The organism is Flavobacteriales bacterium, from assembly GCA_016712535.1.
Taxonomy (GTDB): domain Bacteria; phylum Bacteroidota; class Bacteroidia; order Flavobacteriales_F; family PHOS-HE28; genus PHOS-HE28.
On the sequence record JADJQW010000003.1, the window covers coordinates 390,980 to 409,233 of the forward strand.

The 18,254-nt window shown below is 62.6% G+C and carries 17 protein-coding genes; 9 read left to right on the plus strand and 8 right to left on the minus strand.

What is annotated here, in order from left to right:
- Positions 1-26: 26 nt before the first annotated feature.
- Positions 27-1,994: a glycosyltransferase family 39 protein gene (locus IPK70_11900; protein ID MBK8227861.1), complete on the minus strand. Its 1,968-nt coding sequence runs from the start codon at positions 1,992-1,994 to the stop codon at positions 27-29.
- The gene (gene smpB / locus IPK70_11905; protein ID MBK8227862.1) at positions 1,994-2,443 is read right to left on the minus strand and encodes an SsrA-binding protein SmpB; all 450 of its coding nucleotides are present in this window, start codon (positions 2,441-2,443) and stop codon (positions 1,994-1,996) included. Before smpB ends, IPK70_11900 begins: the two co-directional genes overlap by 1 nt.
- A gap of 37 nt (positions 2,444-2,480) precedes the next feature.
- Here smpB and lhgO point away from each other — a divergent pair, with 37 nt between their 5' ends.
- The 4 genes from lhgO (at position 2,481) to IPK70_11925 (ending at position 5,848) form a co-directional block, all read left to right on the plus strand.
- Positions 2,481-3,722 (plus strand): L-2-hydroxyglutarate oxidase, encoded by a 1,242-nt coding sequence (gene lhgO, locus IPK70_11910; protein ID MBK8227863.1) that lies wholly within the window; start codon positions 2,481-2,483, stop codon positions 3,720-3,722.
- A gap of 27 nt (positions 3,723-3,749) precedes the next feature.
- Complete coding sequence (locus IPK70_11915; GenBank protein ID MBK8227864.1) at positions 3,750-4,163, plus strand: acyl-CoA thioesterase; 414 nt, start codon at positions 3,750-3,752, stop codon at positions 4,161-4,163.
- Positions 4,160-4,885 (plus strand): DUF4197 domain-containing protein, encoded by a 726-nt coding sequence (locus tag IPK70_11920; protein ID MBK8227865.1) that lies wholly within the window; start codon positions 4,160-4,162, stop codon positions 4,883-4,885. The genes IPK70_11915 and IPK70_11920 overlap by 4 nt, the downstream gene beginning before the upstream one ends.
- Before the next feature lie 63 nt (positions 4,886-4,948).
- Positions 4,949-5,848 carry a nucleoside phosphorylase gene (locus IPK70_11925; GenBank protein MBK8227866.1) on the plus strand — a complete coding sequence of 300 codons (900 nt, stop codon included), beginning with the start codon at positions 4,949-4,951 and terminating at the stop codon, positions 5,846-5,848.
- Here the strand turns inward: IPK70_11925 and IPK70_11930 are convergent.
- Entirely contained in the window at positions 5,845-7,347 is a 1,503-nt protein-coding gene (locus IPK70_11930) for a right-handed parallel beta-helix repeat-containing protein (GenBank protein ID MBK8227867.1), read from the minus strand. The two genes, IPK70_11925 and IPK70_11930, sit on opposite strands and share 4 nt — an antisense overlap.
- Before the next feature lie 144 nt (positions 7,348-7,491).
- Positions 7,492-8,256, minus strand: coding sequence for an energy transducer TonB (locus IPK70_11935; protein ID MBK8227868.1), 765 nt, complete (start codon positions 8,254-8,256; stop codon positions 7,492-7,494).
- Positions 8,257-8,430: 174 nt separating this feature from the next.
- Here IPK70_11935 and IPK70_11940 point away from each other — a divergent pair, with 174 nt between their 5' ends.
- Entirely contained in the window at positions 8,431-9,318 is an 888-nt protein-coding gene (locus IPK70_11940; protein MBK8227869.1) for a transglutaminase family protein, read from the plus strand.
- A 9-nt stretch (positions 9,319-9,327) separates the two neighbouring features.
- Here IPK70_11940 and IPK70_11945 read toward each other — a convergent pair whose 3' ends face one another.
- The 4 genes from IPK70_11945 to IPK70_11960 are packed head-to-tail and all read right to left on the minus strand — an operon-like array spanning position 9,328 to position 13,115.
- Positions 9,328-10,785, minus strand: a complete 1,458-nt coding sequence (locus tag IPK70_11945) for a hypothetical protein (protein ID MBK8227870.1) — start codon at positions 10,783-10,785, stop codon at positions 9,328-9,330.
- Entirely contained in the window at positions 10,785-11,375 is a 591-nt protein-coding gene (locus tag IPK70_11950) for a sugar transferase (protein MBK8227871.1), read from the minus strand. The genes IPK70_11945 and IPK70_11950 overlap by 1 nt, the downstream gene beginning before the upstream one ends.
- Positions 11,376-11,423: 48 nt before the next feature.
- Positions 11,424-12,584, minus strand: a complete 1,161-nt coding sequence (locus IPK70_11955) for a T9SS type A sorting domain-containing protein (protein ID MBK8227872.1) — start codon at positions 12,582-12,584, stop codon at positions 11,424-11,426.
- Between the two features lie 18 nt (positions 12,585-12,602).
- Positions 12,603-13,115: a hypothetical protein gene (locus tag IPK70_11960; protein MBK8227873.1), complete on the minus strand. Its 513-nt coding sequence runs from the start codon at positions 13,113-13,115 to the stop codon at positions 12,603-12,605.
- 171 nt (positions 13,116-13,286) lie between these two features.
- Here IPK70_11960 and IPK70_11965 point away from each other — a divergent pair, with 171 nt between their 5' ends.
- From IPK70_11965 to IPK70_11980, 4 genes are all read left to right on the plus strand, one after another.
- A complete protein-coding gene (locus IPK70_11965; GenBank protein MBK8227874.1) occupies positions 13,287-16,511 on the plus strand; it encodes a PD40 domain-containing protein in 3,225 nt (1,074 codons plus the stop codon).
- Positions 16,512-16,555: 44 nt separating this feature from the next.
- Positions 16,556-16,747, plus strand: coding sequence for a hypothetical protein (locus IPK70_11970; GenBank protein MBK8227875.1), 192 nt, complete (start codon positions 16,556-16,558; stop codon positions 16,745-16,747).
- An 11-nt stretch (positions 16,748-16,758) separates the two neighbouring features.
- Entirely contained in the window at positions 16,759-17,088 is a 330-nt protein-coding gene (locus tag IPK70_11975) for an MmcQ/YjbR family DNA-binding protein (GenBank protein ID MBK8227876.1), read from the plus strand.
- Positions 17,089-17,193: 105 nt separating this feature from the next.
- On the plus strand, positions 17,194-18,213 hold the full coding sequence (locus IPK70_11980; protein MBK8227877.1) for an immunoglobulin domain-containing protein: 1,020 nt from the start codon (positions 17,194-17,196) through the stop codon (positions 18,211-18,213).
- Positions 18,214-18,254: the final 41 nt, after the last annotated feature.

Below are 18,254 nucleotides of genomic sequence, written 5' to 3' on the forward strand. Positions count from 1 at the left end.
CGAAGGCCGCCATGCGCGGCCTTCGCTCATTCTGGAGGGAAACGGCCTAGCCAAGGAATCGGGCCGAGCACCGCATCGCGCACCGGATTCGCATCGCGGCGAAGCACGGTGAAGGAGCGCACGTGCAGTGGGCCTCTGCTTCGGTTGTGCACATAGGTGCGCAGCCGGGCCCCATGCGCAGCGCCTGAATACGACGGGCACAAGGCCACCACCAGGGAGCTTTGTCCATCAGCACGAAGCGCTGGCTGCAATTCACCCGTGCGGTAGAACATCGAACTGTCGGCACCGTGCAGTTCCGCTACGATCGCAGCATCGGCATCCGGACCGAAGCCCTCCACATCCAACACCACCTCGATTGCATCGGCTGCATCGTGCGCAACGCTGTCCAGGCCGATCTCGATCAGCATCCCGAATTCGTTCCCCGCCATGTCCCATCCGGTAGGGATGCGGGCGACCCATTCGCTCACCTCCCACGGACCAAGCTGATGCGACGGATCCAGATGCGCCACCGTGTCGCGGTCGAAGCGCTGGTTGGCAACAGGCGTCCTGCTGAAGCTCAGCACCTGCCCTTCAACCAGGTCGCGACGGCCCGCCAGTCGCGGGAAGCGCTGCTGAACCATGCCGGGCGTCTCATCCATGCCGCCGTTGCTGCGGCCCAGCAGCACGTGGTCGCCGGCATGCACAGCGAGGATCGAATCGATGCGTGCTTGCGGCATGCCATGGATGTTCACGGCGTTCAACTCCTCCTCGGGCACGCCCCAATGGCGCTTGTAGAAATCGACCATGTGCCATTCGGTCTCGAAGAGCACGAGCACCCGGTCGCGGCCGAGCTGCTTGGTGGCGTCGATGGCCTCTTGGAGCATGGCTTCGTACTTCGAATGGTAGGTGACCGTGTAGTGCTTGCGCGAATGCACCAGCGAATGCACGCTCACGCAGGCCAGAACGAGGATGCCCACTATCACTGCGCGCTTGGTCAAATGCCTCAGCCCTTGCAGGAAGAAGAGCGCGAGGTAGGGGAAGCTGAAGAGCACCACGGAGTATTGCAGCACCGGTGCGCGCCACAGGGAGTAGGCGTAGCCGATCGCCAATGGCAAGGCGCCCCAAAGGATGAGCATCCATTTCGTCGGAGCGGGCAGCGTTCCTGATCGGAGCGAAAGCACCACGGAGATGATCACGGCCATGATGAGCGCGCCGCCCAGGAATGGCGACCAATGCGCGATGTAGGCGGCATAGTGCGGGAGCCAATCCGCACCGGGCGCTTGCAGCCAGCCCGACAAGCCACCTTGGTTGAGCTGGGTGAAGAAGATCGGCAGGTTGGGCAGGTAGAGCAGGCCGGCCGCACCGCATGCCATCAGCCACTCCTTGCGCTTCCCTGCAGGAGCGAGCAGCAGCCCTGTGACGGCCATGAGGATGGCGAGCAGCAAACTGAAGTGATGGACATAGCCGCTGGCCACCATGGCGAAGGCCGAACCGATGAGGGCTTTCCGATTGCCGAGGGCGAGCCAGCGCGTGAGCTGGTCGGCGAGCAGCGCGGTGGTGAAAAGGCCCGCAGCATAGGGCCGCGCAAGCTGACCGTAGAAGACGCTGTACTGCAAGGCGGCCATGAGCGCGGCTAGCATCAGGGCCGCACCGGGTCCGGTCCAGGCCATGGCGAAGCGGTAGAGCAGCCCGATGGCCGCGAGGCTCATGACGATGAAGGGCAGCTTCATGTCGGCTTCCTGCTGGGAGAAGACCCGGGACCAGCACCATTCGAAGACCTGCACGCCGGGCGGGTGCGTATCGTTGGCGATCACGCCATCGGTGATGGTCTGCGAGAGGGTGGGGTGGAGGCGGTGCAGCGCGCTGAGCTCATCATGCGTGTAGGGCAGGTTCGGGAGGTCCCAGAAACGCAGCACGGCGCCGATCATCACCAGCGCGAACAGGAGCCTCTTCGCCCACGGCTCACCGGGCAGCGCCGCGCCGCCATGCCTCCGGATGTGCGCGCGCCAGTCCATCACCGTTCGCGGTCGATGTCGCGCTGCACGTCGCGCGCCTTTATGCTCTCGCGCTTGTCGAAGGTCTTCTTCCCCTTGGCCAATGCGATCTCGAGCTTGGCATAGCCGCTCTCGCCGATGAAGAGGCGCACCGGCACGATGGTCATGCCGGCGTCCTTCAGCTTCCGCTTCAGCTTGGCGAGCTCCGTGGCGTGCAGGAGCAACTTGCGGTCGCGCTTCGGCTCATGCACGAAATGCGGGTTGGTGCCGTAGGGGTTGATCTGCATGTTCCGCACCACGAGGTCCGGCCCAGCGAAGGCGCAGAAGGCCTCGTTGATGCTGGCCCCACCCGCGCGGATGCTCTTGATCTCGCTGCCCTGCAGCACCATGCCGCATTCGTAGCTGTCCAGCAGGTGGTACTCGAAGCCGGCCTTCCGGTTCTTCACTTCGGGCGTTGTGCGCTGCGCCATGGATGGCGGCGAAGCTAACCGCGCGATCTTCGCCCCCATGAGCAACGAGCGCACTTGGGACGTGGTGATCGTGGGCGGCGGCATCGTGGGCGCGGCCACCCTGTACAAGCTGCAAACGCGATTCCCGCGGTTCCGGATCCTCCTCCTTGAGAAGGAGAAGGGCCTGGCCGACCACCAGACCGGCAACAACAGCGGCGTGATCCACAGCGGCATCTACTACAAGCCGGGCAGCTACAAGGCGAAGAACTGCGTCGACGGCCGGCGCGAGCTGGTAGCCTTCGCGAAGCAGCACGGCGTGAAGCACGACATCTGCGGCAAGCTGATCGTGGCGACGGACGCCGAGGAACTGCCGCGCCTGGAGAAGATCTTCAATACCGGCATGGCCAACGGCATCGAGGACATGCGCAAGGTCACCGCCGATGAGATCCGGGAGATCGAGCCGCATTGCTCGGGCATCGCCGGAGTGCATGTGGGCTGCACGGGCATCATCGATTTCCGCGGCGCCACTGCGAAAATGGCCGAGCTGGCACTGGCCATTCAGCCGGAGAGCCGTGTGGCGCTCGGTGAAGAATGCCTGGGCATCGCTTCCGGCGACAAGGGCTCGCAAGTCCGCACCAGCAAAGGCACGCACCGAACTCGCTACGCCATCTTCTGCGGCGGCTTGCAGAGCGACCGCCTGGCCAAGGCCGATGGCGCCGTGGTCCGTGAGCGGATCGTCGGCTTCCGGGGCGATTACTACGAGCTCACCGAACAGGGCAAGCACAAGGTGAAGCACCTCATCTACCCGGTTCCGGATCCGCGCTTCCCCTTCCTCGGCGTCCACTTCACGCGCATGACCGATGGAAGCATCGAGTGCGGCCCTAACGCGGTCTTCACCTTCAAGCGCGAGGGCTATGGCAAGACCGACTTCGACCTGCGCGACACCCTGGATGCGCTCACCTACGGCGGCACTTGGAAGCTCTTCCTTCGCAACATGGGCTATGGCATCAACGAGTACCGTCGGGCTTTCTCGAAGAAGCTCTTCCTGAAGACCCTTCAGCGGCTGATCCCATCGCTCACCATGGACGATATCGAGCCGGGCCGCGCCGGGGTCCGCGCCATGCTGCTGGGCACGGACGGCAACATGGTCGATGATTTCCGGATCGAGCGGCGCGGCAATCACATCCACGTGCTCAATGCGCCTTCACCAGCCGCAACGGCGGCATTGGCTATCGGAAGTCATATCGCGGAGATGGCCGCGCGCGAGTTCCGGATCGGCGAGGAAGCCGCTGTCGCCTGAGCCTTGCCGCAACGCCATCTTCGCCGCATGCCGATAGCCAGGGTGCCCATCCAGATCCGCTTCGCCGACGTGGACATGGCCCATCATGTCCACAATGCCGTGTACCTGCAATGGTTCGAGCTGGCCCGCATGGAGCTGCTGCGGCGCTTCATCTCGCCCGACCACGATTGGAAGAAGCAGGGCCTGATCCTGGCGCGCAATGAGGTCGATTACCGCAGGCCCATCCATCTGCGCGACCGGATCGAAGCCGAGTGCCTTGCCGGGCGCATCGGCACCAAGAGCTTCGACCTGCACTACCGGATCGTGCGCTTGAAGGATGATCAGCATGAGCTGTGCGCCGAAGGCCGGAGCGTGATGGTCTGCTTCGATTACGCGTCGAACCGATCCGTTGATCTGCTCCTGGAGTGGCGCTCGGCGCTTGTGAAACTCAGTGAACCATGAAGAAGCCGATGCCCCGTTGCGCAGCGATGGCGCTCGCCCTATCGCTGATCGCGTGCTCGCCGCAGGACCTGCAGACCATCCTGGGTTCCACCAGCACGCCTTCAGCGCTCAGCAACGAAGAGGTGATCGCGGGCCTGAAGGAAGCGCTGCGCGTGGGCGCCGAGCGCACGGTGAGCAGCACCAGTGCTGCCGATGGCTTCTGGAGCAATGCGCTCATCCGGATCCCCTTCCCGGAAGAGGCCATCAAGGTGAAGAATACGCTCACGGGCCTGGGCATCACCAAGCCGGTGGAGGATTTCGAGCACGCACTGAATACGGCAGCGGAGGCAGCGGCGAAGGAAGCCGTGCCCGTTTTCGTGGATGCCATCACCGGCATGACCATACAAGATGGATTCACCATCCTGCGCGGCGGTGAGAATGCGGCCACCAGCTTCCTTCGCGAGAGGACGAGCGCGGCCTTGCGCGCTCGATTCGCGCCCGTGGTGAAGAATGCCACGCAGCAGGTGGCCCTCACCAGCTATTGGCAGCCCGTGGCAACGGCCTACAACACCGCCAGCTTGTTCACCGGGGGCAAGGCCGTGAACCCCGATCTCGACGCCTACGTGACCGACAGGGCCTTGCAAGGCCTCTTCACGGTTCTCGCACAAGAGGAGAAACGCATCCGCGAGGATCCCTTGGCGCGCACGACGGCGCTGCTGCAGAAAGTGTTCGGTGTGCAATAGATGAGAACCGTCGGTTAACGCGCAACCCTCAACCCCTCAACCCTCAACCGTTCGCCAAGCGCCATGCACGCCATCACCCTCACTGAACCCGGCACCGTGCTCGAGCCCAGCGAGCTCGTCCTCAATCCCGACGGCTCCGTCTACCACCTCGCCCTGCGGCCCGAGCAGCTCGGCGACCTCGTCATCGTGGTGGGCGATCAGGGCCGCGTGGAGAAGGTGAGCCGCCATTTCGAGCGCATCGAGCACCGCGTGCAGAACCGCGAGTTCGTGGCGCACACCGGCGTCTACCACGGCATGCACATCACCGCGCTCAGCACGGGCATCGGCACGGATAACATCGATATCGTGCTCAACGAGCTCGACGCGCTGGTGAACATCGATCTGGCCTCGCGCACGCCCAAGCGCGAGCACAAGCGCCTGCGCATCGTGCGCCTCGGCACCTGCGGCTCATTGCAGGAGGACATCCCTGTTGACAGCCGCATCGTGAGCGCTTACGGCGTGGGCCTCGATAATGTGCTGCACTATTACGCCTACGAGAATACCGATGCCGAGAACCGGCTGCTCAACGGCTTCCTTGCGCATTGCGAATGGCCGGACAACCTGCCGGTGCCCTACGTGGCTGCGGGCGACAAGGAGCTCATCGAACGCCTCGGCCACGGCAATACGGTGGGCATCACCATCACCTCCGGTGGCTTCTATGGCCCGCAAGGACGCCAACTGCGCCTGCTGCCTTCCGTCGATGGCTTGAACGAGCGCATCAGCGCCTTCGAGCACGAGGAACTGCGCGCTTCCAACTACGAGATGGAGACCAGCGCGCTCTATGGCCTCGGCGGCCTCTTGGGCCATCGCACCTGTACCGTGTGCACGGTGGTGGCCAACCGACTGCGCAAGGAGTACAGCAAGGACCACCACGCGGCGATTGACCGCATGATCGGAGAGTCTTTGGAGCGGTTAGCGGGCTAGCGTCGCATCACAACGGCACGCAAGGCATGCACGGTCCGGCCATCGGCCCTGCGCAGGTCAATGAGCATGAGACCAGCCTGTGGAAGCGGTACCAGTGATCGGCCCTTCGGGAGCATCGTTTGCATCAGCAGGCGGCCGGTAGCGTCCGAGATCCGCAGCATGCCAGCTTCATTGGCATGCACGCTGACTGCGTCGCTCAGCAACACCAAGGGGGATTCCTCTTCGGCGAGATCGGTTGCTGAGGTCGCTCCGAACGCGCTCTCATAGCAGCCGATGTCGAAGGCCCCGCCTTGCGGTCGCGGCGCGCCATCGAGATCATCCATGACCACCGAAGCCACCGCCGCGGTGCCGCTGTTGACCTGCTGTGAGGCAGCCGAGGCCGCATGGAAATCGCTGCCGGGCGAAGCGAACAGGCTCGCTTGCGCCGGGGCCACCGCGCTGTTGGCGTCGTAACCCAATGCTTGCCAATCCGCAAGCGTGAGGATCGTCGCATCGCCATCGGGGCTGAAGCGCGAAGTGGCGATGTTGTGATCGCTCACGAAGCCTGGCAATGCGCTAGCGGCCACCACGATGCTCCCGCGCCATGGGTGCTGGTTGATGAGGATATTGTTGAGCACCTGGTTGCCGGTGCAGTCCTCGGTGATGTTCACGCACCAGCGCGCGTCGCTGGCGTTGATGATGGTGTTGTTATGCACCCGGTTGCCGGTGCTCGGCGCGCCGCCATCGATCTGGTAGAGGCTGATGCCGCTCGCATGGTTGTCGTAGAGCAGGTTGTTGAAGAAGGCCGAATTGATCACGCCATCGCAGTTGATGCCGCTCCCTCCGTTCACGCCGTTGCCATGGATGACGTTCCCGTAGACCTGCGCATTGCTGATGGTGCCGTCGCCGCCGAGGCTGGCATCGCCGTTCATGTGGATGCCATTGGCGTTGTTGTCGAAGCAGTGGTTGAAGCGGATGATGGGGTCATCGGCGCTGTTGCTGAAGTAGATGCCGTGCTCATCCTCACTGCCGCTACACGTGTTGTGCTCGATGATCACGTGCTCCGCGAAGCCGGTGAGGATGCCCCATTTGAAATTGCTGTGGCAGGAGTTGAAACGGATGGTGACGTGATCGCTCAGCGCGGTGCGGATCCCGGTGCGCGGCATGTCATTCACGGTGAAGCCTTCGACCATCACCCAGCTCACGCCCTCCACGTTGATGCCGTCGAGGTTGTTGTAGGCGCAAGGGCTGGTGATCTGCACGCCCGCGTCGGCGAAGAAGACGATGGGATCGGCCGCGGTGCCGCTGTGGTCCATGGCCGCGAAGCCCTGATAGTTGCCGGGATGAACGAGAACCGTATCGCCGGCAACAGCGGTATTGGCGCCATGTTGGATGCTGGCCCAGGCTGTGGCCAGCGAAAGGCCATTATTGGCGTTGCTGCCGGTGGTGGCGATGTGGTAGGTTGCTGCGTACAAGGGCAGGGATGCAACTGATAAGAACAATGCAAGGGAGTGCTTCATGCTCTGAATACTACGGCCCGATGACATCAATTCGCATGAAAAAGTCGGCGGACCGCCGCTACCATTCGACGCAATGGACTACTCCACAGGTGAAGAGGCTCCTTCCCATTCAGAGCTTCTGTCCGCAAAGCTCATTTGGCCTGATTACTTTGGACTGAACCTGATCGGCAGGGTGAATTGCACGCGAACGGGCTTACCGTTCAGCATGCCTGGATTCCATCGCGGCATGGCGTTCAGCAACCGAAGCGCTTCTGTGTCGATGGATGGATGCACCCCACGCAACACTTTCGGATCCATGATATTTCCTTCCGAATCCACCTCGAACGTTGTGTAGACGTCCCCGATGATCTCCTCCTTCGCAGCTTCAGTTGGATAGCGCAGATTCGCTTTGATGAATGCCCTCAGCTCGGCCTCGCCACCAGGGAAGCTAGGCATCATAACGGGGTCAATGAATGCCACGGTATCGATCAGGGGCGGCACTGGTTCCTTGATCGTGAATTTCACCGGCAGGTTGTACCGCACGCGCACCTTCTGCCCTTTGTGCTCGCCGGGCGTCCATACGGGCATGCTGCGCACGGCTTTCAGCGCAACCTCATCGCAGCCGCCACCGATGCCGCGCAGCACGTTCGCGTTCGTGATGCTTCCGTCCTTTTCCACAACGAAGTTGACGAACACCGTGCCTTGTATGCCAGCGTCGCGCGCGGCTTCCGGGTAGCGGATGGCTGGCAGCAGGTATTTGTACAACTCGGTTTCCCCGCCAGGGAATGCGGGCGACACCTCCACAATGGTGAACAATGAGTCTCCGAACTCCGTGTCGTCCACGTTGGGAGCAGTGACCACTTGTGCGATTGCATGGTTGGCGGCCGTAGCAAGCAGGCACGCGCAGAGGGCTTGTTGAACTTGAGGCATGCCGAAATCTAACATGGCAGATCCATTGGCTCAGCCTTTCCACATGCGCTTGTTCAGGCCAATCGTGCGTCTGGCGCCATCAACAGGCGCCCGCTGAAACATGCGTGCTGAAGGCCCAGGACTCCCCTTACCTCCCCGATAGCTTTCGCTCCGAGCCGCTTACCCGGCGATCACATGGGCAACAACGAGATCCGCGCGCTGATCACCCTGATCGACGATCCCGACGAGACCATTTACACCCAGGTGCGCGACCGCATCGTGCAGCTGGGCGACGACATCGTGCCGGAACTGGAGCGGGCCTGGGAGATCGACGACTTCGGCGACCTCTTCCGCAACCGCGTCGAGGATCTCTTGCACACCATCCACCTGAGCCGCGTCACCGACCGCCTCAAGGCCTGGTACGAAGCCGGCGGCGAGGACCTGCTCGAGGGCGCATTGGTGATCAGCCGCTACCGCTACCCTGACATGGATGAGCAGAAGGTGAAGGCGCGGCTGGCCGCGATCAGGCAGGACATCTGGCTCGAGCTGAACGACCACCTGACGGCCTTCGAGAAGGTGCGCGTGTTCAACCACATCTTCTTCCAGGTGCATGGCTTCAAGGGCAACAAGCGCAACTACCACGCACCGCAGAACAGCTACATCAATGAGGTGCTCGATAGCCGCAAGGGCAATCCGCTCTCGCTGGCCATCATCTATCAGGTGCTCGCTGAGGACCTGGGCCTGCCCATGCGCGGGGTGAACCTGCCCAATCATTTCGTGCTCGCTTATCTCGATGAGGATAGCATCGGCGGCGCGGATGCCGGCCAGCAAGGCGAGGAGAACGTGCTCTTCTATGTGAACGCCTTCAGCCAAGGCGATATCCTGGGCCGCAATGAGATCAACGAGTTCCTGGCGAAGCTGAAGATCGAGCCGCGCCCATCGTTCTATCAGCCCTGCACCAATATCGACATCATCCGCCGCCAACTGAACAATCTGGCCAATAGCTACGCCAAGATGGGCGACAGTGAGCGCGCCGCTGACCTGGAGAAACTGCGTGATATGCTCGGCAGGGCCGAGGGATAGAGGTTCTTCTTATTCAGGTCGCCTCACTTCCCAGAGCACCCAGCGGTCGGTGCGATCAGCCCAGCCGCCTATGTTGAACCGCTTCAACCAAGCCGGATAGGAAGCGAAGCATTCGCGAGCGACGCAGCCTGGAGGAAGGACAGGCGATTGTTCCTGAGTGAGCAGGAGGAAGGCTGATTCATCGGGCCAACCATCACCACGCGCGGCGAAACGAAGGCCTTGCGGCCTGCCGAACCGCACCGGGTGCTCTTGCGCGAAAGGTTGCCGGCCTTCATGCACGAGGATCATCGGTCCATTGGCCGCATCGTGGATGGCCTTACGCAGCACGGCATCCTCATTCGCGGGCTTGAAGAGCACGACCAATAGAAGTGGCGCATGAACGATGATGAAAACGATGCGGAGCGCGCTCCACCACTGATCGCTGAAGTGCTTGAACCAACCCCGCTCCAGTGCCGCATGCGCGCCAAGCACAACAAGCGCCGGAAGGAAGGGGATCAGCGGGAAGAGGAAGCGAAGCTCTTTGTGGCCGATCGCCAGATGCGCCAAGAGGAATGGCAATGATGCCCAGACAATTGGATCTCGCCGGCGGAAGACGAAGGCAAGCAGCGGCAAGGCGATGAGCGCGATGCTGAAGGGCGGCACAGCGCGCTCAGCGATCTGCGTGAAATACCACCACCACGGCTCGGTGCCGAAGGAAGCTGCCTTGCCCGCGATGATGTTCTGCTCGAAGTAATTCCATGCCGTGAAGGCCCATTCGCCATAGAACCAGCGATCAGTCATCAGTCCTATGGCCTGCGCCACCGCGACACCCGCGACAAATGAGATCAGTTTGGGCCATGCCGCTCGCTTCACCAGCAGGCACCAGCCCGCGAGGCCGATCGCCATGAAGCCCATTTGCACGCGCACCACGCTAGCCAAGCCGATGAGCAGTCCGCCGAGCAGCCATGAACGACTACGCTCACCATCGCCATAAGCCACCTGCGCGAAGCCGATGAGGAAGAGCGCGGCCGACAGCCCTTCGGAGGAGAACCGCACGGCCGCGAACACCCCGAACCAGACCAGGAAGGCGAGTGCCGCGTAGGTGCTCTGCAGGCGAGGATTCTGAAGCGCTTGATCATCGCGCAGCCGGCTGTTGAACAGGAGCACGGCGCCGTACCACGCGAGCGCTGCGGTGAATAAACGCAGCAGGAGAGCGGTGCCGTACGGGTCGTCGATGCCAACGGCATTCAATAGGCGATGCACCACCACCACTATGGCTGGCTGAAGCGCCGGTCGGATGCGCGCAGCGAATTCCCAGGTGAGGTCCGTTGCCGGCGTGATGCCCAGCTTCCAGCCAGCGAACTCGAGGATCTGGAAGTGCTCGTCGGCATGGAAGGGGCCGATGGAGAAGATGGCGGCGATGACCAAGGCGAGCGCTCCGGGTGCAGCAATGCGTCGAACAGGAGAAGGAAGGACCGATGCGCTCATCAGTTGATCAATCGAAGCGCGGTTCGAGCGATGATCCGCAGATCGAGCCACATGCTGCGCTCCCGGACATACCGCCGATCGAGCGCGAGTTTCGCCGGCATCACCTCTTCCACGTACGCGCGCTCTGGATCGCTGGCGCGGCCCAGCACTTCGTTCTCATCGATGTACGCGATGCTGGCCAGGCTGGTGAGCCCGGGCCTTACGCTGAGCACCTGTCGTTGCTCCTCGGAATAGAGCGCCACGTAGCGAGGCACTTCGGGACGAGGTCCCACGATGCTCATGTCGCCCATGACGATGTTCACGAGCTGCGGCAGCTCATCAAGCTTGGTCTTGCGGAGCACGTAGCCGATGCGCGTGATGCGCGGGTCGCGGCCACCCACGGTGATCTGGCCGCCAGCCTCGCTGCCGGGTCGCATGGTGCGGAACTTCAGCAGCCGGAATTCCTTACCGCCTTTGCCCACGCGCACTTGCCGGAAGAAGGCGCCGCCCCGCGATCCGATGGCCACGACGAGGGCGATCAGCAGCATGAGCGGGGAGAGCGCCAGCAGCGCGCTGGCCGATGCGATCAGGTCGAACGCGCGCTTGCCCATGCGGCGAAGGAACGCAACGCCGCGCGATGCGGCCGACGCCCGGCCTCGCTATTCCACCACCAGCCTCAGCGCGCGGGCAGCGCTGCTTCCCTGCATGCTGAGCATGTACACGCCAGCGGGACGGCCCGTGAGATCAACGACGGCCCGGCCTGCGGTTGTGCGTTGGCGCAGCACCTCGCGCCCGAGCGCATCGCGGGCGATCAGCTGCACCGGCTGGGTGGATTCGATCATCAGTTGGAAGATGCCTGCACTCGGATTCGGGTATGCGCTGAGCCGCGGCGATGCAGCCTCTTCAATCCCGATGGAAGCGGCGTCCGCCGTGCGCAGCCCCAAGCTCGCCACCGGACCGCCGGTGAAGCCGATGAACCAATTGCCTCCGTTGCTGATCGGGCTGGTGGGCTGGCCGTACACCGCTTCATTCAGGCCATAGTGGACATGCTCATGGAAGCCGAAGAACACGGTGGGGTTGCTGGTGACGGTGCAGAAGAGGTAGCGCGCATTGTCCTGGAGCAGCAGGGGCTCGGTGAAGGGGAAGTGGACCATGGCGGAGTTGCCGGAGGCGGTGACCACATGCTCCTCGTCGTGGATGAGGGAGAGCTGGCTGAAGCCGAATCCGGCATCATCCATGGTGACGAAGGGATCCTGCCATTCATATACCCGGGTGATCACGCCGTCGCCGGCGATCGTGAGCGGCTCGTTCACCGACACTTGCCGGTCCATCCCGGTGACCGCGATTCGCGAGGCATGCGCGTCGCGGAAGTGGATGCAGCTCTCGTACGCTCCCGCGCTTTGGGCGGGCTGCATGCCCACGGTGCTCACGGGTGTGCCTGAGGCTTGTTCAACAGGCGCCAAGGCGTACCGGTCGGCGTAATGCAGCGGAACGGTGTACTGATTGTCCAAGGCGTGCTGATCGTTGAGGGCCACCACGTGATAGGTGAGCTGATAATTGCCGCTGAAGGCGGGCTGCGTCCAATCCGGAAGCTGCGCCAGCACGCTATCGCCGGGCGCAAGGGCGAAGGGCAAAGTGGCTTCATCATACACGCTCTCACCATCCTGTTCGATCACGGCGTGCAATGAGAGCCAGGCGATGTCCTCGGAGCCGAAGTTGTGCACCATGGCGCCCAGCCCCACAGCGTGGTCGCCAGGCTGTGAGGCGAGCAAGGCGGGCAACGCGAGGCTATTGGGCAGCAGCACGCCCTGCTTGCGCACGCCGGCATCCACGGCATATTAGCCATCCTTGTTGCCAAGAAGCACTGAGAGCGTTGCGCCGGTTTCGATGGCCTCCATCCATGCCTCACCGTCGCCCAAGGTGATCTGGAACACAGGGATGGTCACTTGCGGGCCATAAGGACCGCCGCCCATTTCCACGGGCGGGCCCTGGACATTATTGATGATCACGACCGCGATTGCGCCGGCTTCCTGGCAATGCTTCGCCTTCAACGCGTAATCGCAGGTGCCCCGGTAAAGCAGGGCCACCTTGCCAGCAACCGCCGCTGGATTGGTCAGTGGCGAGCAGGCGAGGCTGTCGTCCGGGCCGCCGCTATGCGCGCGCACCAGATCGCCGATCACCCGGTTCGAAGCGTAGAGCATGTTCGGCGTGTCCCATGAGCCAGCAGCGGGTTCGGCCCAGGTATGCGCATAGCTTCCCTGCAAGGGACCTGCGCTGAGGATATCGCAAGCCACTTGGGCCCGGAACGGGATCGCGAGCAGGAGAGAGGCGGTGAGTGCGATTGCTTTCATGGTGATCGGTGTTGATGCCACGAAGGGACAGCACTGCGCTTCGGATGCTGCGGAATGCATGACGGCCCGTGTGATATGGGGCGCAACGCTTTATCCCGCGATCGCACCGTTCATCCGCAGCGCAAGGAGAAGCGCGCTCGGACTGGCTTTCCGCGGATAGCTTCGCCGACCATGAAAAGCACCCTCCTGCTCACCGCGCTCTCGGCAACGATTTCCGCTTCGGCCCAGCCCCTTTGGCTCCGCAACGCCGCCATCAGCCCCGATGGGCAGTCCATCGCCTTCTGCTACCATGGTGATATCTGGCGCGTGCCCGCATCGGGTGGCGATGCCATGCCGCTCACCTCCAACGAAGCCTACGACCATACCCCGGTGTGGAGCCGCGACGGCAAGCAGATCGCCTTCACCAGCAACCGCCATGGCAACAACGATGTTTTCGTGATGCCCGCTACCGGGGGTGCGCCAACGCGCCTCACCTTCCACGGGAATGGCGAAGTGGCCAGCGACTTCAGCGCCGATGGCGCCCAGGTGATCTTCTACGGAACGCGCCAGGACGATGTGAAGCACCAGCAATTCCCCGTTGGCGGCCTCGGCGAGCTCTACACCGTGCCCGTGAAAGGCGGCCGCGTGATGCAGGTGAGCACCATCGCCATGCAGAACGCGCGCTACAGCCCCGATGGGAAGCTGATTGCCTACCACGATCGCAAAGGCTACGAGGACAATTGGCGCAAGCACCACACCTCGTCGGTCACGCGCGACATCTGGACCTTCAATCCCGCCACGAAGGAGTACAAGCAGCTCACCCCCTTCGCCGGCGAGGACCGTGATCCGGTCTGGAGCAAGGATGGCGGCACGCTCTTCTACCTCACCGAAGAGAGCGGCAGCTTCAATGTGCATCGCATGCCGGCATCCGGCGGGCGCAGCATGCAGGTGACGCGCTTCACGGATCATCCGGTGCGCTACCTCAGCATCAGCAGCAATGGCACGCTCTGCTTCAGCTACCGGGGCGAGCTGTACACCCTGACCGATGGCGCCGAGCCGAAGAAGGTGGACATCCGCATCCACAGCGATGGCCGGTACCTGCCGCAGCGCACGATCAACGTGAACAATGCCGATGAATATGCCCTGAGCCCGAGCGGCAAGGAAGCCGTGCTCATCCATCGCGGCGAGGTCTTCGTGACGAGCATCGCCGAAGGCACCACGCGCCGCATCACCAGCACGCCCGAGCAGGAGCGCAACGTGAGCTTCAGTCCCGATGGCCGCACCATCCTTTATGCCAGCGAGCGCGGGCAGAGCTGGGACCTGTTCACCACCTCACTGGTCCGTAAGGACGAGAAGTACTTCTTCAACGCCACCCTGCTGAAGGAAGAAGCCTTGCTCAATACGCCCGCCGAGGAGTTCCAATGCGCCTATTCGCCCGATGGAAAGGAAGTGGCCTATCTGGAGGAACGCACCGCGCTCAAGGTCCTGAATGTGGCCACGAAGCAGACGCGCGTCATCGTTCCGGGCAATAAGAACTACAGCTACAGCGACGGCGACCAGTGGTACCAATGGAGCCCGGACAGCAAGTGGTTCGTGGTCAGTTTCCTGCACGATAAGCAGTGGATCGGCCAGGTGGGCCTCGTGAACGCGTCAGGCAAGGAGCCGGTCGTCAACCTCACCCGCAGCGGCTATGGCGGCTACACGCCCCGTTGGGCCATGGAGGGCAAGGCCATCGTGTACATGAGCGACCGCGATGGGCAGAAGAACCACGCCAGCTGGGGGGGCGAGAGCGACGCCTACGCCATCTTCTTAACGCAAGAGGCGTTTGACAAGTTCAAGATGACGAAGGAGGAGGCCGCATTGGCGAAGGAAGAGGAGGAGAAGAAGGACGAAGGGAAGGACGGGAAGGACGGCAAGAACGACAAGGATGTGAAGAAGGACAAGGAGGAGAAGAAGGAAGAAGTGAAACCCTTGAAGATCGAGTTGGAGGGAATCGAGTACCGCCGGGTGCGGTTAACGCCGAACAGCAGCGCCCTCAGCGATGCCCTGCTCAGCAAGGATGGCGAGAAGCTTTACTACCTCGCGGCTTTCGAGAAGGGCACGGACCTCTGGCAGTTCGAGATCCGTACGCGCGAGACCAAGATCCTGAACAAGATGGGCGATGGCTGGGCGCATAGCCTCACTTGGGACAAGGATGCCAAGAAGCTCTTCTACCTGAACAATGGGAGCATAGGCTACTACGACACCGAGAAGAATGAGAACAAGAGCGTGGGCATAGGCGGCGAAATGATCCTCGACGAAAGCGCCGAGCGCGCCTACCTCTTCGAGCACATCTGGCGGCAAGTGAAGAAGAAGTTCTACCGCGTGGACCTGCAGGGCGTGGACTGGGACAAGTACAAGGCCGAGTACCAGCGCTACCTGCCCTTCATCAACAACAACTTCGATATGGCCGAGCTGTGCAGCGAGATGCTCGGTGAGCTTAATGCCTCGCACACCGGTGCCGGTTACCGCTTCGAAATGCCCAACGATGACCAGACCGCATCGCTCGGATGCTTCTTCGCCAACGAGCCGGGGCCTGGACTTCGCATCACGGAGATCATGCCGCGCAGCCCGCTCACCAGGGATGGCAGCAAGGTGAAGGCCGGGCACGTGATCGAGAAGGTCGATGGCGTGGAGGTGGCGGCTGACATTGATTGGGCCATGCTCTTCAACCGCAAAGGCAACAAGCCCATGCTGCTGAGCCTGTACGACCCCAAGACCAAGACCCGCTGGGACGAGAGCGTGAAACCGCTTGCCGAAGGCGAGGACTACGGCCTGCTCTACAAGCGCTGGGTGGAGCGCTGCCGGCATCTGGTGGATAGCCTCAGCGGAGGCCAACTGGGTTACGTGCATGTGCAGGGCATGGACGACCACAGTTTCCGCGTGGTGTACGAGGAGGCCCTTGGCCGTTACCACGACAAGAAGGGGCTTGTGGTGGATACGCGCTTCAACGGCGGCGGCTGGTTGCACGACGACTTGGCCACCTTCCTGAATGGCAAGACATACATGACCTTTTTGCCGCGCGACCAGAACCTGGGCACCGAGCCGCACTTCAAGTACCAGCGCCCCAGCGTGGTGGTGATGAGCGAGAGCAATTACAGCGATGCCCACATGTTCCCCGTGACCTACCGTGCGCTGGGCATCGGCAAGCTGGTGGGCATGCCCGTGCCGGGCACCGGCACCGCCGTTTGGTGGGAGGGCCTTCAGAACGGCATGTGGTTCGGCATCCCGCAGGTGGGCATGGTGGACAACGCGGGCAATTACCTGGAGAACCAGCAGCTCGATCCCGATGTGCGCCAGCCGCTCGATCCGGGTGTCGTATCGCAAGGAAGGGATCAGCAATTGGAGGCGGCGGTGAAGGTGCTGATGGGGAATTGAGTTCCGCTGCTTGGTTGGTAGCTGCCGCATCCTATATTAGGTGCGTGCCAGCGACCCGCACCCATACCGCCCCCCGAACCCGCAAGCCGCGTCGCGTGCCCGATGAGCTGCTCACCGCCGTGCGCTGCGGCAAACGGAAGAAGCCCGATTGCGTGGCCCTGCAATGGCGCGACGGCGCTGGCGAATTGCACATCGAGGTGCTGAGCCCCGCGCAGAGCTGGCCTTACCTGAACTGATTTTTTCGGCTGTGGACGCCGCCGGTGCTCGCGACCTCCTGCTCGCCCTGCCCGGCGTCACGGAGCACGCGCACTTCGATAAGCAGGCTTTCCGGGGGATCACGCCCAAGGGCAAGGCTTCAAGGATCTTCCTCACGCTCTGGGTAGATGAGAACAGGGCTGCACTGATGCTGGATCAGGAGCTTCAGGCCGAACTGCATGCGCGAAATCCGCTGGTCTTCTTCCCGGTGCCGAACAAGTGGGGCGATAAGGGCGCCACCTTCGTTGAGCTGAAGGCGTGCAGCGCAGCGCTCTTCCGCGAAGTGGTGAATGCGGCCATGCGACTCGCGGGTTGTGCATGAGGTCGATCGCGCGATGATCATCTTCGTCGTCCTGATGATGTTCGTTCAGGGCCCAGGCAGCGCAAGGCTTCAGCCATGCGTCAATCACTCGAAACAGCTGCAAGCATGAAAGCAACGCTCACGCTCGCCTTCGCACTTCTCGGCACGATCGCGGCCTCCCAATGCGACCACGACCCGGTGATCACTCCTGGCGAAGTGATCCTCTGTCCGAATGAGAGCATCATCCTCAGCACCCAGCCTGCCGATAGCTACCAATGGTACAAGGACGGCTCGCCCCTCTTCAATGCGAACCAGCAGAACTTGATGGTGAGCGCTGCCAGCGATGCCGGCTCGGTATTCACAGTGCTCAGCACCTTGGATGAATGCGGCGAGTTCTCGCCCGGCGTTCTGGTCGATGGCTGGGCCTTCCTTCTACCGTTCGTGATCCACGAGGGCGATGAGCCTGCGAGCATCGGCGGCAAGGGCGAGAGCTACTACTGCCCCGGCGCTTTCATCCAGCTCACGCTCGGCAGTGTCACGGAGAACATCCAGTGGACCTTCAACGGCGATCCCATCCCCGGCGCGAACGGGACCGTGCTTTACCCCACCGAGGCCGGCTACTATAGTGCCAGCGGCGCACCGGCGGAGTGCCCGGATTTCATCATGGGCCTGGGCGTAGAGATCGGCATCTTCTTCCTCGAGGAAGCGCCGCCGGTGATCTTCCAGTTCGAGGAGTCGATCTGCTTCAGTCCGGCATCAACCGATTTCCAGTGGTACCTCAACGGCGAGCCATTCCAAGCGGATGCCTGCTTCATCCCGACGCAAGGCGGAGTGTATACCGTGGAAGCCACCTACGCCTGCGACCCGATCCTCTCCGAGCCTTTCGATCTGGTGCTTGGTCTTGGCGAGGCGGAGGGCAACGCCTTGAGTTCCTGGCCCAATCCTGTGCACGATCAGATGAATGTGCGGGCATCCGTGCCGGTCGAGGGTGCTTGGCGCATCTTCTCTGCTGATGGCCGCACGGTGAGCAGCGGGCGCCTCGCCGCCTGCACCGATTGCCTCTTTGCGCTGGATGATCTGGGTGCAGGAACCTACACCTTACTGATTGATCAGGAGCCTCCGTTGCGCTTCTCGGTGATTCGCTGATGCCGTCGGCCCGTCGGCCGTGCGGATACGATCCATCCTGT

What these genes read in the sequence shown, in the direction of transcription:
- IPK70_11900 (MBK8227861.1), bottom strand. Translation starts at nt 1,994, where the DNA reads ATGGACTGGCGCGCGCACATCCGGAGGCATGGCGGCGCGGCGCTGCCC.
- smpB (MBK8227862.1), bottom strand. Translation starts at nt 2,443, where the DNA reads ATGGCGCAGCGCACAACGCCCGAAGTGAAGAACCGGAAGGCCGGCTTC.
- lhgO (MBK8227863.1), top strand. Translation starts at nt 2,481, where the DNA reads ATGAGCAACGAGCGCACTTGGGACGTGGTGATCGTGGGCGGCGGCATC.
- IPK70_11915 (MBK8227864.1), top strand. Translation starts at nt 3,750, where the DNA reads ATGCCGATAGCCAGGGTGCCCATCCAGATCCGCTTCGCCGACGTGGAC.
- IPK70_11920 (MBK8227865.1), top strand. Translation starts at nt 4,160, where the DNA reads ATGAAGAAGCCGATGCCCCGTTGCGCAGCGATGGCGCTCGCCCTATCG.
- IPK70_11925 (MBK8227866.1), top strand. Translation starts at nt 4,949, where the DNA reads ATGCACGCCATCACCCTCACTGAACCCGGCACCGTGCTCGAGCCCAGC.
- IPK70_11930 (MBK8227867.1), bottom strand. Translation starts at nt 7,347, where the DNA reads ATGAAGCACTCCCTTGCATTGTTCTTATCAGTTGCATCCCTGCCCTTG.
- IPK70_11935 (MBK8227868.1), bottom strand. Translation starts at nt 8,256, where the DNA reads ATGCCTCAAGTTCAACAAGCCCTCTGCGCGTGCCTGCTTGCTACGGCC.
- IPK70_11940 (MBK8227869.1), top strand. Translation starts at nt 8,431, where the DNA reads ATGGGCAACAACGAGATCCGCGCGCTGATCACCCTGATCGACGATCCC.
- IPK70_11945 (MBK8227870.1), bottom strand. Translation starts at nt 10,785, where the DNA reads ATGAGCGCATCGGTCCTTCCTTCTCCTGTTCGACGCATTGCTGCACCC.
- IPK70_11950 (MBK8227871.1), bottom strand. Translation starts at nt 11,375, where the DNA reads ATGGGCAAGCGCGCGTTCGACCTGATCGCATCGGCCAGCGCGCTGCTG.
- IPK70_11960 (MBK8227873.1), bottom strand. Translation starts at nt 13,115, where the DNA reads ATGAAAGCAATCGCACTCACCGCCTCTCTCCTGCTCGCGATCCCGTTC.
- IPK70_11965 (MBK8227874.1), top strand. Translation starts at nt 13,287, where the DNA reads ATGAAAAGCACCCTCCTGCTCACCGCGCTCTCGGCAACGATTTCCGCT.
- IPK70_11980 (MBK8227877.1), top strand. Translation starts at nt 17,194, where the DNA reads ATGAAAGCAACGCTCACGCTCGCCTTCGCACTTCTCGGCACGATCGCG.